We start from the raw sequence: 13582 nt of genomic DNA, 5'->3' as shown, positions 1-13582 counted from the left end.
GTTAATTCCCCTTCAAAATATTTTGTGCTATCATTTTGCTATCAGCTAAGCAAATATCATCAGGAACTATCTGTCCTGTTGTTACATATGATATAGGCTTTTTCGAATAATATATAGAATTTAAAATGACACTGTAATTGTCTGTTTCATCTAATTTTGTAAAAAGCAAATTGTAGTCATTGATAAAATCGTACGACTTAATAATTTTTTTAGCATCACTGTTTTTCGTTGTTGCACTTAAGCACAAGTATATATCATCGTAAGAACCATACTGTAAAAAAGTCTTCAGTTCTTGCATTTTTCTAGAATCAGTATGACTTCTTCCTGCAGTATCAATCAACACTACATCATATTTGCTTATTTCACTTTCCAATCTATTTAAATCAAAAATGTTGTTAACTACCTTTACTGGCACCCCTAAAATTTCACCATATATCTTTAGCTGTTCTGCACCTGCGATTCTAAAAATGTCTGCAGTTATCAGCAATACATTTTTCTTTTCCCTTAATATTAATTGAGAAGCTATTTTTGCTATAGTCGTCGTTTTACCTACACCTGTAGGACCGATAAAAACAACACGTTTTTTCTCGTTTAAGCAGTTTATCTTTTTTGGTGGTCCAATAAAGTTAGCAATTCTTTTTTGCAATATTTTTATATTGTCGTCGGTTATTTCGCTTATTCCTTCGGTTAAGATTTTAGTTAAATCTTCATCAACTCCTATGTAAATTAACTTATCTCTTAAATCTTTTTTGTCAGTTTCGCTATTTTCACTTTTTTTAAATTCTCTTAAGAGCGATTTAATTTCATACAAATCTTTATAAAAGATATCTCTTTCATCAATTTTATTTTCTTCAACTGCTGCCAGTACTTCAACTTTCTTCTTTTTGAATAACCCTTTAAATCCCTTTTCTTTATAACTATTTTGTTGTAGAATAATAGCATCACTACCCATTTCTGTTTTTATCATTCTTAATGCATCCTGATAATTATCCGCTATATAGCGCTTAACTTTCACTTAATTTCACCGTCCCTACAGAAAATACCTCTATATTTGGTAAAAGCTCGTTATAGGATAAAACGACTATATCTTTCGATATCTGTTCAACCAACTTTCTTAAATAAAATCTAATAATTGGTGCAGTCAGTATAATAGGCTGTTCTCCTTTAATTGTCAGTTTTTTTATGATGTTGTGAATTGCTTTTAATATTTTTTGCATAGCGTCAGGTGAAAGAGCCAAATACGAACCATGGTCAGTCTGGTTAATTGCATTTTGAATAGATTTCTCAATTTCTGGATCTAGTGTTATGACTTGAAGCTTTCCATCCTTCGCATATTTGTTTGTAATAGCTCTTTTTAATGATTGCCTTACGTACTCTGTTAAAACGTCTGTATCTTTTGTACTTGGTGCATAATCAGCAAGTGTTTCCAGTATAGTAACCATATCACGTATTGAAATTTCTTCACGTAACAAATTACACAATACTTTTTCTATATCACCCAAACTTAACAATTTCGGCACAATCTCATCAACAAGTGCTGGATTTGTCAATTTTATGTTATCCAGCAATTCTTTAACTTCTTGTCTTCCTAAAAGCTCATCTGAATATTTTTTGATTACACTAGTCAAATGTGTTGATATTACAGATGGAACATCTACAACTGTACATCCCAGCATTTCAGCTTTTGATTTCTCACTGTCATCAATCCATAATGCCGGCAGTCCAAATGCAGGCTCTCTAGTGCTGATGCCTTTTATATCACTATTCATTTCACCGACTTGCATGCATAGGTATTTATTTACGTATACATTACCTCTTCCGACTTCATTACCTCTAATTTTTATTATGTATTCATTTGGCTTAAGTTGAATATTATCTCTTAATCTTACCATCGGCACAACCAAGCCTAAATCTAATGCTATTTGTCTTCTAATCATTACGATTCTGTCCAATAACTCGTTGCTTGCTATAGGAATCAATTCATATCCAAATTCCAATTCAATAGGATCAACTTGCAAAAGATCGTATGCCCGTTTTGGATCTCTAATTTCCTCCAATTCCTTTAAGTCTTCGTTTTTGGCTTGCTCGCTTTCTTTGTTTTTCTTTCTATTAGAAAATCCTAAATATGTAAATAACGAACCAATGATAAACAACGGAATAGCGGGAAGCATAGGTATAAATGCCATTAAAATAAGCAATACACCTGTAATTTGCAGCACTCTCGGCTCTCTCAAAAGCTGTTTTATCACATCGTTGCCCATATTTGTTTCCGATGCTGTTCTTGTTACTATAATGCCGGTGGCTGTTGATATAAGTAAAGCAGGTATTTGACTAACTAGTCCATCACCAACTGTTAAAATCGCATATGTATCTATTGCTTGATTTATGTCCATCCCCTTCATAGTCATTCCTATGATTAAACCAGCTATTATGTTTATAATCATTATTATGATTCCAACAATTGCATCGCCTTTTACAAATTTGCTTGCACCATCCATTGAGCCAAAAAATTTAGCTTCTTCTTGAATCTTTTTTCTTCTTTCTCTTGCTTCTTTATCATTTATAATTCCTGCATTTAAATCAGCATCAATCGACATTTGTTTGCCTGGCATTGCATCTAATGTAAACCTTGCTGAAACTTCAGATACTCTTTCAGCTCCTTTTGTAATTACAATAAATTGAACAATTGCTATAATTATAAATACTATAAAACCAACTATGGGATTATTACCAATAACGAAACTGCCAAAAGCATGTATCACATTTCCTGCAAATCCAGACGTTAAAATTAACCTTGTAGAGGAAATATTCAAGGCTAATCTCATTAAAGTCGTGATAAGCAATATAGAGGGAAATATAGAAAAATCCATTGCATCTTTAACATACATTGTCGTAAGCAATATAATTATTGATAGCGAAATATTTAAAATCAACAAAAAGTCTAATAAAATCGATGGAACTGGAATGATTATAATTAACACAATCCCTACGACAAACACTGCTGCAATTAAATCTGAAAACTTCAAAATATCCCTCCTACTCACCTCTTAAGCTGTAAACATATGCCAAAACCTCTGCTACTGCCTTATATAATTCAGGCGGTATGCTGTCCCCAATATCAGTCGTTTTGTACAATGATTGAGCAAGTGGCTTATTTTCCACAATAACAATCGAATATTTAATTGCTTCTTCTTTTATTCTCTGAGCGATATAGTCTTGACCTTTCGCAACAACTACAGGAGCATCATTAATTTCATTGTCATACATTAAAGCAACAGCTATATGAGTTGGATTTGTAATAACAACATCTGCTTTTTTAATGTTTTGCATCATTCTCCTCATAGAAATTTGTCTTTGTTTCTTTTTAATTTCTGATTTTATTTGCGGATTGCCTTCAGTTTCTTTAAATTCTTCTTTGATATCTTCCTTGCTCATTCTCAAATTTGATTCATAATCTCTCCACTGGAATATATAATCAACTATCCCAAGAACTATTAATACGATAGAAATTCTCAATAATATACCACCAAATATATTTAAACTGTACTTAATAAGATCTTGAACTGACATATCTAATAGCTGAGGTATACCTTTATACTGCCCTATTAAAAATGAGTACATAACATAGCCTAGTATTCCTATCTTTACAATTGCTTTCAAAAGTTCAAGTATGGTTCTTCTTGAAAACATTCGTTTAATGCCTTCTAATGGATTTAGTCTTTCTAACTTTATATTTAATGATTCCGAAGTAAATACAAATCCAACCTGTGCATAAGTCGATACTAGTGCAACTAAAAAGACAGTTGCAACTGTAGGTAGTATCAATTTCAGAAAAACAGTTAAAATAATCTCAAACAATTTATATATTCCATTAACTGTAAATGCATTATCGCTGGCGCCTCCATAATTTAGAAATAAGTATTTGATGAGATTCATGATCTCTTCAATGCTATTTTGCACAGTGAAATATATAACTAAAAATCCAGCTATTGTTATTATTGCTGACGTTACTTCCCTGCTCTGAAAGACTTGTCCTTTTTTTCTCGCATCTTGTCTTCTTTTAGGTGTTGCTGGTTCTGTCTTTTCACCGGCAAAAAGTTGTAACTTCAATCTGCGTCATCCTTTTACCATAGATTTTAAAAGCAAATATATATCAGAATACATCCCGTTGAATAAAACATCTATGATTGCTAAATACATTGGCAACATTATAAACAATGTGAATATGCCGATAAATATTTTAATAGGCATGCCAATCATAAATACATTTAGCTGTGGAATCGTTCTTGAAATTATGCTTAATGTTATATCAGTAAGCAATGTTGAAAGAACGATTGGTGCACTGATTCTGAAACCTAAAACAAACATATCTGATACAATCTTCGTAAAAATAACATTAATACTTTCTGAATGCAAAAATGCAGTACCAACAGGTATCATACTATAGCTTTGAAACAGCATTACAAACAATTTGTGATGTCCGTTTATCAGCAGGAATAATAGCAGCGTAAGTATGTATACAAAGTTTCCAATCAAAGGCACCTGTGTCTCTTCACCTGCAGCAAGAACATTGACAATGCTAAAACCTAATTGATAATCTATTATTTGTCCAGCCAAGTAAATAGCGCTAAATGAAACCATGGAAGCTAAGCCAATCAATAAGCCAACCAAAAACTCATTAAATACAATTACAACGTATTGATATAAATTACTTGCATCGATGTTTACCTTCACTAAATCAAATATAATTATCGATGTAAAAAAGGCAAGGCCAATTTTAAACATCGGAGGCAACGATCTTGTTCCAAATAGTGGTGTCAGTATAAAAATACCAAGCATTCGCACAAAGACTATCAAAAAGTATTGTACATTGTTTAAAATGTAATAACTCAGTTCCATTTTATCTATTTAATAAAATTATTAATGTTTAATATTAATTTTTGTGTGTAATTAATCAATGTTGTAAGCATCCATGGTCCAAATAACATTATAGAAGCAAAAATAGCTAAAATTTTAGGTACAAACGTCAAAGTCTGCTCCTGAATCTGTGTTGTTGCCTGAAATATACTTATAATGAGTCCTACCAATAGCGATACAATTAAAAGCGGTGCGGATACAATCATTGTCACCATTAATGCTTCCCTTCCAATATCAAGAACTACTCCAGGATCCATTATTATCCTCCTTATCTAAAACCTATTACCAATGATTTTGCTAATATATTCCATCCATCTACTAAAATAAACAGCAAAAGTTTAAATGGCAAAGAAATAAGTACAGGCGGTAACATAAACATTCCCATGGACATTAATACACTGGCAACAACCATGTCTATAATCAAAAATGGTATGTATATAATAAAACCAATCTCAAATGCCGTCTTAAGCTCACTAATAATAAACGAAGGAATAACAACTCTTAGTGGTATGTCATTCACACTCTTTACTTTAATTTTGGCAAGATTTATAAATAAATTCAAATCATTTTTTCTAGTCTGTTTTAGCATAAAATTTTTTAAAGGATCTCTTGCTTTGACATAGGCTACTTGTGGGGTTATTTTTCCCTGCATATATGGTTGTATTGAATCATTGTTTATTTGCACACCAACAGGTGCCATTATAAAAAACGTCAAAAATAAGGACAATCCAATTAAAACTTGATTAGGTGGCATTTGCTGTAAACCCAAAGCATTTCTCAAAAATGATAAGACAACAATAATTCTTGTAAAAGAAGTCATCATTATGAGTATTGAAGGTGCTAAAGTTAATACAGTTAAAAGAAGCACTATCTGAATACTCGATGCTATGTTATTCGGACCTGATGGTGCATTTATTGTAATCAGCGGCGAAGCAGAACTCGGTGCTGCATATGCAACTTTTGTCAATAAAGTTAGTAATAACACAGCCCCACTAATTTTTTTTATATGTATCATGTTCATTACCACCTAGATTTCTAATTGACAATTTCTTTAAATTGTTTAATGAAATATTTAAACTTTGTTTGAAACTGCTATTTTTATCTTTCATCTTAACATCATCAGCAGTTAAAGTCTTTATATATACAATAGAATTATTCGTGACACTAAATAGCAAGTATTCGTTGCAAACTTTGATTATATACAAATTTTTATCTTTGCCTAAATTTAAGTGATCTACAATGTCAAAATTATTTCCTTTATATATATTCAAAGCCTTTTTATTGATAAATACTGTTACATAATAGGCCAAAAAAACTACGAATACAAATATTAAAAGAAATGTAACAGCTTGAAAAAACACGCTATCGCTAGACATCAAAATTCCTCATTTCAACATTTTTTTGACAGCTTCAATTACTCTGTCAGGTTGAAATGGCTTTACTATAAAATCCTTAGCACCTGCCTGTATTGCTTCAATAACCATAGCCTGTTGTCCCATGGCCGAGCACATAACTATCTTAGCATTGGGATCTTTTTTTACTATTTGTCTTACTGCTTGGATGCCATCCATTTCTGGCATTGTAATGTCCATCAATACCAGATCCGGTTTTTCTTGATTGTACTTTTCTACGGCTACTGAACCATCTTCAGCTTCTATAACACTGCCGAGATTATTTTTTGTGATTATATCTTTTATCATCATTCTCATGAAAGCTGCGTCATCTACTATCATAATTTTGCTCATAATCAATTCCTCCTTAAATTATAATGAATTAATTCTTTTGCTTTGCTTTACAATATCTAATATTCTCACGCCAAAGTTTTCATCAATAACGACAACCTCTCCCTTGGCAATAAATTTCCCATTAACTAATATATCTACAGGCTCACCTGCCAATTTATCAAGCTCTATTATTGAACCTTCATTGAGTTCAAGTATATCTTTAATCAATTTTTTTGTCCTGCCCAATTCTACAGTCACATCTAAAGGGATATCCATAATTAAATTTATATTTTCTTTTTCTGCGGTTGTAGGTTCATCTTCATCATCGTCAAAGTCTCTAAAGATAACGGATTTTACATCAACTTTTTCACCTTTATGTTTAACTGTTGATTTAATTTCATCGCTAAATTCATTATTTATTCCTTTAGTACCAGTATTTATTATATCATCATTTTGTACACCTTGAAAAGATTCCTTAGGAGAATTTTCTACATTTTTAGACATAACTTGCTCAACAAGCCGTTTTGCAAATGCAATTGGAATCAACTGCATAATTTCGCTGTCTATTATTTCTCCAACCACCATTTTAAATGCAATCTTTACTACATAACCATCTGGAAAAGAAATATTTTCAGGTAAAACTTTATTAAAGTCTACAACAAAAGCCCTGGGAGGCGATATGTTGATGCTTTCACCAATTAAAGTTGATAACGAAGTAGATGCAGATCCTATCATTTGGTTCATAGCTTCACCGATTGCACTTAAATGCAATTCCGTTATTTCACCTTCAGTGACATTTCCATCGCCACCCATCATTAAATCAGTAATGCGAAGTACATCTTGTTCTTTTAATATTAAGAGATTATTACCTTTAATTCCCTCTGTATATTCTACTTCAACACCTACATATGGTATATTAAATTCCTTCTTTAGATTTTCCCAGTTAATTATGCTTACTTTAGGTGTCGTAATAGTCACTTTATTTCTCAAAAGTGTAAACAAAGTCGTTGCAGAAGTCCCAAAACTAATATTTCCTATCTCTCCTAAAACATCTTGTTCTTCCTCAGTTAGTGTCACATCATTGCTATTATTATCATTGTTAGTCATTCCGCTTAATAATGCATTGATTTCATCTTGTGATAGTATATCACTCATCAGCATCATCTCCTTCGCTGCAAATCTCAGTTATCTGAACGCAATATTTTTTATTTTTAATACCTGGAACACCAAAAAACTTTGTTTCATCATTTATTTTTATTTCAATTGGATCTTTGTATTTTTTATTTATTTCTAAAATATCACCTTTATTAAAATTCAATAAATCTCTTACTGTTATCTTTGACGTGCCAATAACTGCCCTTAATGGAATGTATGTATTACTTATTCTATCTTTTATAATTCCAATATCGCACGCCTGTTTTTCTGCATTTGAAAACCAAGTTTTAGTTGTAAGGAGCGGTAATATTGGAACAATCGTTATATGTGGCAGACAAAAATTTATCAGTCCCTCATTATCGTTTATTTTTAAAGACATTGTACATAATGCAATAGTTTCATTAGGAGAGATAATCTGCGTAAATTGTGAATTTGTCTCTATCCTTGTTATTTCAGGATTAAGTTCTATAACATTAATCCAAGCGTCTTTAATCAAGGGTAAAAGTTGTGTTGTAATTCGGCTTAAAAGTCCCATTTCAATTTCGGTGTAATCTCTCTCTACAGTATCAGCAGTTCCAATCCCACCTAATATTTTATCAATTATAGTAAAAGTAGTACTATTGTTAAATTCAAGTATAATTGGCCCATCTAAAGGTTTTGCATCAATTACTGCAATAAAAACAGGATTAGTCAACGAATTGCTAAACTCGTAATATGTTATTTGTTCAACTGATACTATTGAAACTTGAACAAGTGTTCTTAAATATCCTGATAAAAAAGTTGTAAAACTTCTTGACATGTTTTCAAAAATCATTTGGAGAGTTCTCAATTGTTCCTTTGAAAATTTGTTCGGCCTTCTGAAATCATATGGTTTAATTCTCGTCTCCTGCTGACTTTCCTTAATCTCCTTAATATCAAACTCACCAGAATTCATTGCTTTTAATAATTCATCAATCTCATTCTGCGATAATATGTCTGACATGAGAACTCTCCTTCCTATTGAACAATAAAATCATCAAAATAAACATTCGTTATTTTATCTGCACCTAAAATCTTGTTGATTTTATTTTTTATTTCGTTCTGAAGTTTAGCTTGTCCATCTGAACCTTCCAAGTCTTGAGCAGTTTTATTTCTTAGAATTTGAAGTATCGCATCTCTTATTTTTGGGTTTTGATCTTTTAATTCGTTTAATACATTTTTGTCATAAACCTCTAGTTCAACGCCTGCTTTGATAAATTTATCATCACCTTTTAAATTTGTAACAAATTCATCTCCCGGAGAATAATTATAATATACTATTTTAGCCGGTTTTGAATTATAATTGAAATAGAAAAATGCACCTCCAAATGCTATGATTATTACTAGCAAAATTATTATTATGATGTTATTTTTCATGACAACACCCCTACTATATTTAAGAAATTAATTCTTACTATTTTGGGCCTCTCCTTTTAAATGACTTAAATTATTTAATAAAAATTTTTCGTTTATAATCAATGACTTTTTCAATAATCTCATCTTTTCTTTCCTTTACAACTACCTTCTTGCCGCTAATCAAACTTATAACCGTATCAGGAGTTTCTTCTATAAATTCTATCATGTCAGCATTTACTGTAAATTCGTCACCATTTAACTTCGTTACATTAATCACTTAAAAGCCCCTCTTAATAAATCATGAAATTAATTTCATCACCTCTTTAGATTGACAAGGTCTTGCAAAATTTCATCTGATACTGTAATGACCTTTGCATTCGCTTCAAAGCCTCTTTGCGTTGTAATCATATTAGCAAATTCATTAGCAAGATCAACATTAGACATTTCAAGCGTTCCAGGGTTTATGGTGCCCCTAGTTCCTGTATTTGCAGCGCCAATCATGGAATCACCAGAATTAACTGTATTTATAAACATCGTATTGCCTACTTTTTCTAAACCTTGTGTATTCTGAAAATCCGCTAGTGCTATCTGTCCAATCACTTGTGTTCTGCCATTTGAGTAAATCCCGCTTACCACTCCATACTGGTCTATATTTATACTTTCTATTGAACCGGCTTCATTTCCATCTTTACTTAATTCTTGTATATTTGTTGAATCAGAATACATGGTAAGATTTGAAAGATCTATTGTTATATTCGTTCCATCTCCCAAAGTCGCATTTATATCACTAATCGGTAATGATGATACATTAACTGAGAAAACACTTGCTGCTGGATCTATTATCAATCCATTTGAATCAAATTGTATTGTACCTATAGCAACTGGAGATGTTGACAAATCATTGCCGTCAAAGTTTGTTATTTCAGCACTCCAATTCCCTGCATTATCTTGTTTAGTAAATTGAATCGTTGCTACATGGCTTCCGCCTTGTGAATCATATATAGTAACATTATAGCTGACTGAGCTTCCAATACTTGTACTTGCATCGAGATTTCCACCTAATTGGATTGATTTAGTAGACGCAGGTGATGTACTTGACCAATTTTTAATGCTTATTGGTGACAAATTGCCAGTGTCTGTATTTACCGTTTTTCCATCTTGAGAAATCCAACCCATTACCTTATATCCATCTGGTGTCACAAGATCACCATTTGAGTCAAAGAAAAAATTTCCTGCTCTTGTATATAAATTTGCACCGCCATTATTCACTATAAAAAATCCATTACCATCTATTGATAAATCTGTTGGATTGTCTGTTCTTTGTGCACCACCATTTGTAAACAAAGTATCTATCGATGCTATAGCAACACCAAGACCAACTTGCTGAGGATTTGTACCTCCACCGCTACCTTGTGGTGCTGATGCTCCTTTTATTGTTTGACTGAATATCTCTTTAAATGTCATTCTGCTTGCCTTATAACCAACAGTATTTACATTAGCAATATTGTTGCCTATAACATCCATTTCAGCTTGATGTGCTTTTAAACCAGATACTGCTGAATACATTGACCTCAACATGATTATTCCTCCTATCTCTATATTTCAATTTTATTGTTCTGACACGGAAGTGACTGAATCTAATGAGATATATGATCCCTGAACTTCTAAATAATAATTACTTCCATCAAATTTAACTGCATCAACTTTTCCACTAATAGTTGAACTATTTCCGTCTGTATCTATATTTGCAGAAATTATCTTGCCCAATAAACTATAGGCTTTAACCGCATTAAAGCTGCTGTTTAAGTTTAGCATTTGCTCTAAAGCTGAAAATTGTGCCATCTGCGCAATAAATTCTTTATCGTCCATAGGATTTAACGGATCTTGATTTTCCAGCTGAGTGACAAGAAGCTGCAAATACTCATCTTTACCTAATTCTGAATTTGGATTTGTAACTTTTGTTCCATCAGTATATGTATTTATGTAGCTATTATTGTAATTAGTATTTATTGCCACACTATCACCTCCTTTATACAACCACATCTACATGGCCGTTGGATACAGTATTAACTGTTAAAAACCTACGTGATTCCAGCTCTGCAGTTTCATAATCGTCATAATTAATCCTTATTCTATTGTTATTTTGATTTTTGTATTTTTCACCGCTATTTTCCTGTCCGCTGTATTGTGATGTAAATTGCATATTTCTATCGATAGATACATTAAAGCTGTCAATTTTTATACCTTTTGACTCCAACTGACTATTAAGTACGTTTAAATTTGCTTCAATTTGATGCTTAACTTTTTCGTTGTCAGTTAAAATATTTGCCGTTAAACTTCCATTCATAGATTTTATGTCGATCTCCATATTCCCTAAAAAATCAGGTTTAAGTTGAATTTTTATGTTTGACTCGGTATCTGATTTTGTTATGTTAATATTTTTTACAATTTGATCAATTATGTCCGTTGTCTGTATAGGGTTTTTAGCATCTAAAATTTTTTCAGTGTTTACAGTTAATTGCTTATTTTGATTATCATTTAAAACAACAATGTTGTCAGGTTTTAAGTCAATTATTTTATTATCTTTTGTTAGATCAATTTTGCTATCGAGTTTTTTAGATATATTTTGATTTTTGTCAGTTACAAGACTGTCAACATCTTCACCATTATTATAATCTTGATTTTTACTCTGATTTCCGTTTTGATTTAAATTTTCATCTTTTAAATTATTATCAGTTTTTGCAGTTAAGCTATTTATATTTGTATTTTTTTCATTATTGTTTGCCTCTGTATTTATATTTTTGCTATCACTGCCAGCTACCATTTGCTGTTTTAAATCATCACTATTCGTGCTTAATTTCAACTTGATATTATCATCTTTTATATCCGCATCATTAGAACCAACTGTAATTATCGTATTTTCCATATTGGTATTTTTTAATAAACTTAAAATATCTTTTGAATCAATATTTAAACCAAACTTTTCATTCAATATTTTAGTAATCGTATTTACCAAGTATTGCATATTTATTTCATCTTTGTTTTGACTGTTCTGTATTGCACTGCACAATTGGTTTATAATGCTTTCTTCTAATGGTTGCAAATTCGATTGACTTATAACTTTGTCGATAGTTAAATTATTGTTTATTAAATTCAAAATCATATTTATTATATCTGATAGCTGTTTGATGTTTATTGTTTCTTTTTTATTGCTATTAAAGCTTTTATTTTCATCTTTGCTTCCATTTTGAACAACTTTAATAAAGCTTTTAAAATCTGAGACTTTTTTGTTTGTAAATTTATCATCACTTTTTGATGGCATAATTCCATTTAAAATATTCATAACTTGTATCATTTGATCATCTCCTTTCTATGGCATAGTTGAGGCATTTGTATATAGTATTTTCGTTATATCTGCAGCTTTTTTGGAATCTAACTGTTCTAGTATTTTAGATGCATTGTCTTTATTCATATTACCTAAAATACCTATCAAAATATTGTTGTCCGTTATTTGATTCAAAATATTTGCTGCATTTTGCGGGTCCATATTTTCATAATAAGTAGCCAAAGTCTTTAAATCAGTCTTTTTTGCATTTGACTGCACTTTTAAACTATTTATCTCATCTTGCTGTTTTTGAAGCTGCGATTTCAATGCATCAATCTGTTTTTGTTTATCACTTAAACTTGCTTCCGCATTTTGTAATTCTTTTTGTTTTGTATTAAGTTCACTAGTCAACTTTTTCAGCTCATCAGCATAATTAGTTGTTGGTTTAACCTGTATTAAGCCTTTTAATATCGGTATATTGCTTAAATATTTTAAAGTATGACTGCTGATTCCACCAATATTAAAATAGAATAACAATCCAACAACTAGAATTATAAAAATTGCAATAAAAATAATTATACTTAATTTTAGCGGTCTTTTCTCATTTCCAGTTTCTTCTTTTTCCATCGATTAACCTCCTAAAGTAGACCTAGCAACTTTATATGATATTTGCTCATCGATAATTGAATTTTGCTCTAGCAATGACTGATATTTATACTCTTCATATTTTTTTTCTTTTAAATTTTCAAGTGCTTCTTTTTCCTTACTAACATCACTTAGCTTTCGTCTTTCTTTCTCGATTTCATCCTCTAAAGCTTTTAAAATTTCATTTTGCTCATTATATTTTTCGTACAATGTCTCCAAATATAAATTAAATTGTTTTAAATTCATTATAGATATGCCCATCACAGCATTCATTTCATTTTTCTCAAGTGTTTCATTTATCTTAATAAGAATTTCATTGAGTTTATTTTTTTGCAATTCATATTTTGAAATTAGCAGTGCCAATTTTTCTTTTTCCATCTTTTGCTTTTGCTCTTTGATATTAAGTACAGTTTCCAATGAATATCTAAATTTTTTCACATTA

17 protein-coding genes are annotated in these 13582 nt (G+C 31.0%); all 17 read right to left on the bottom strand.

The genetic code is table 11. The features are described from left to right. Window position 1: 1 nt before the first annotated feature. The 17 genes from Q2T46_RS00485 to Q2T46_RS00405 all read right to left on the bottom strand — a co-directional run bounded on the left by Q2T46_RS00485 (window position 2) and on the right by Q2T46_RS00405 (window position 13578). Window positions 2-1015, bottom strand: coding sequence for a DEAD/DEAH box helicase family protein (locus Q2T46_RS00485; RefSeq protein ID WP_311062286.1), 1014 nt, complete (start codon window positions 1013-1015; stop codon window positions 2-4). After that, on the bottom strand, window positions 1005-3026 hold the full coding sequence (gene flhA, locus Q2T46_RS00480; protein WP_303264727.1) for a flagellar biosynthesis protein FlhA: 2022 nt from the start codon (window positions 3024-3026) through the stop codon (window positions 1005-1007). The genes Q2T46_RS00485 and flhA overlap by 11 nt, the downstream gene beginning before the upstream one ends. Before the next feature lie 10 nt (window positions 3027-3036). Then, complete coding sequence (flhB, locus tag Q2T46_RS00475; RefSeq protein WP_303264728.1) at window positions 3037-4110, bottom strand: flagellar biosynthesis protein FlhB; 1074 nt, start codon at window positions 4108-4110, stop codon at window positions 3037-3039. 6 nt (window positions 4111-4116) lie between these two features. Beyond that, on the bottom strand, window positions 4117-4899 hold the full coding sequence (gene fliR / locus Q2T46_RS00470; protein ID WP_303264729.1) for a flagellar biosynthetic protein FliR: 783 nt from the start codon (window positions 4897-4899) through the stop codon (window positions 4117-4119). Between the two features lie 5 nt (window positions 4900-4904). After that, window positions 4905-5174, bottom strand: coding sequence for a flagellar biosynthesis protein FliQ (gene fliQ, locus Q2T46_RS00465; protein WP_209454589.1), 270 nt, complete (start codon window positions 5172-5174; stop codon window positions 4905-4907). An 11-nt stretch (window positions 5175-5185) separates the two neighbouring features. After that, on the bottom strand, window positions 5186-5932 hold the full coding sequence (gene fliP / locus Q2T46_RS00460; RefSeq protein ID WP_303264730.1) for a flagellar type III secretion system pore protein FliP: 747 nt from the start codon (window positions 5930-5932) through the stop codon (window positions 5186-5188). Further along, on the bottom strand, window positions 5910-6293 hold the full coding sequence (locus Q2T46_RS00455; protein WP_303264731.1) for a flagellar biosynthetic protein FliO: 384 nt from the start codon (window positions 6291-6293) through the stop codon (window positions 5910-5912). Before Q2T46_RS00455 ends, fliP begins: the two co-directional genes overlap by 23 nt. A gap of 9 nt (window positions 6294-6302) precedes the next feature. Beyond that, the gene (locus Q2T46_RS00450; protein ID WP_013297923.1) at window positions 6303-6662 is read right to left on the bottom strand and encodes a response regulator; all 360 of its coding nucleotides are present in this window, start codon (window positions 6660-6662) and stop codon (window positions 6303-6305) included. Between the two features lie 18 nt (window positions 6663-6680). Further along, window positions 6681-7796 (bottom strand): flagellar motor switch phosphatase FliY, encoded by a 1116-nt coding sequence (gene fliY, locus Q2T46_RS00445; protein ID WP_303264732.1) that lies wholly within the window; start codon window positions 7794-7796, stop codon window positions 6681-6683. Then, a complete protein-coding gene (gene fliM / locus Q2T46_RS00440; protein ID WP_303264733.1) occupies window positions 7789-8778 on the bottom strand; it encodes a flagellar motor switch protein FliM in 990 nt (329 codons plus the stop codon). Before fliM ends, fliY begins: the two co-directional genes overlap by 8 nt. 14 nt (window positions 8779-8792) lie before the next feature. After that, complete coding sequence (fliL, locus tag Q2T46_RS00435) at window positions 8793-9191, bottom strand: flagellar basal body-associated protein FliL (protein ID WP_132775121.1); 399 nt, start codon at window positions 9189-9191, stop codon at window positions 8793-8795. Window positions 9192-9261: 70 nt separating this feature from the next. Then, window positions 9262-9447 (bottom strand): flagellar FlbD family protein, encoded by a 186-nt coding sequence (locus Q2T46_RS00430; RefSeq protein ID WP_132775122.1) that lies wholly within the window; start codon window positions 9445-9447, stop codon window positions 9262-9264. Between the two features lie 38 nt (window positions 9448-9485). Further along, entirely contained in the window at window positions 9486-10748 is a 1263-nt protein-coding gene (flgF, locus tag Q2T46_RS00425) for a flagellar basal-body rod protein FlgF (protein WP_303264734.1), read from the bottom strand. Window positions 10749-10778: 30 nt separating this feature from the next. Further along, entirely contained in the window at window positions 10779-11186 is a 408-nt protein-coding gene (locus Q2T46_RS00420) for a flagellar hook capping FlgD N-terminal domain-containing protein (RefSeq protein ID WP_303264735.1), read from the bottom strand. 13 nt (window positions 11187-11199) lie between these two features. Continuing rightward, entirely contained in the window at window positions 11200-12525 is a 1326-nt protein-coding gene (locus Q2T46_RS00415; protein ID WP_303264736.1) for a flagellar hook-length control protein FliK, read from the bottom strand. Window positions 12526-12540: 15 nt separating this feature from the next. Beyond that, window positions 12541-13122, bottom strand: a complete 582-nt coding sequence (locus Q2T46_RS00410; RefSeq protein ID WP_303264737.1) for a MotE family protein — start codon at window positions 13120-13122, stop codon at window positions 12541-12543. A 3-nt stretch (window positions 13123-13125) separates the two neighbouring features. Continuing rightward, window positions 13126-13578, bottom strand: coding sequence for a flagellar export protein FliJ (locus Q2T46_RS00405; protein WP_303264738.1), 453 nt, complete (start codon window positions 13576-13578; stop codon window positions 13126-13128). Window positions 13579-13582: the final 4 nt, after the last annotated feature.

Source organism: Thermoanaerobacterium sp. CMT5567-10 (assembly GCF_030534315.2).
GTDB lineage: Bacteria > Bacillota > Thermoanaerobacteria > Thermoanaerobacterales > Thermoanaerobacteraceae > Thermoanaerobacterium.
The sequence above is the reverse complement of the archived record's forward strand: the minus strand, read 5'-3'. Positions and strand labels throughout refer to the sequence as shown.

Excerpts from the sequence above, each read along its gene's own strand:
- Q2T46_RS00415 (WP_303264736.1), bottom strand. The coding sequence starts at position 12,525 with ATGATACAAGTTATGAATATTTTAAATGGAATTATGCCATCAAAAAGT.
- fliQ (WP_209454589.1), bottom strand. The coding sequence starts at position 5,174 with ATGGATCCTGGAGTAGTTCTTGATATTGGAAGGGAAGCATTAATGGTG.
- Q2T46_RS00410 (WP_303264737.1), bottom strand. The coding sequence starts at position 13,122 with ATGGAAAAAGAAGAAACTGGAAATGAGAAAAGACCGCTAAAATTAAGT.
- fliM (WP_303264733.1), bottom strand. The coding sequence starts at position 8,778 with ATGTCAGACATATTATCGCAGAATGAGATTGATGAATTATTAAAAGCA.
- fliL (WP_132775121.1), bottom strand. The coding sequence starts at position 9,191 with ATGAAAAATAACATCATAATAATAATTTTGCTAGTAATAATCATAGCA.
- flgF (WP_303264734.1), bottom strand. The coding sequence starts at position 10,748 with ATGTTGAGGTCAATGTATTCAGCAGTATCTGGTTTAAAAGCACATCAA.
- fliR (WP_303264729.1), bottom strand. The coding sequence starts at position 4,899 with ATGGAACTGAGTTATTACATTTTAAACAATGTACAATACTTTTTGATA.
- Q2T46_RS00455 (WP_303264731.1), bottom strand. The coding sequence starts at position 6,293 with ATGTCTAGCGATAGCGTGTTTTTTCAAGCTGTTACATTTCTTTTAATA.
- fliP (WP_303264730.1), bottom strand. The coding sequence starts at position 5,932 with ATGATACATATAAAAAAAATTAGTGGGGCTGTGTTATTACTAACTTTA.
- Q2T46_RS00450 (WP_013297923.1), bottom strand. The coding sequence starts at position 6,662 with ATGAGCAAAATTATGATAGTAGATGACGCAGCTTTCATGAGAATGATG.
- fliY (WP_303264732.1), bottom strand. The coding sequence starts at position 7,796 with ATGAGTGATATACTATCACAAGATGAAATCAATGCATTATTAAGCGGA.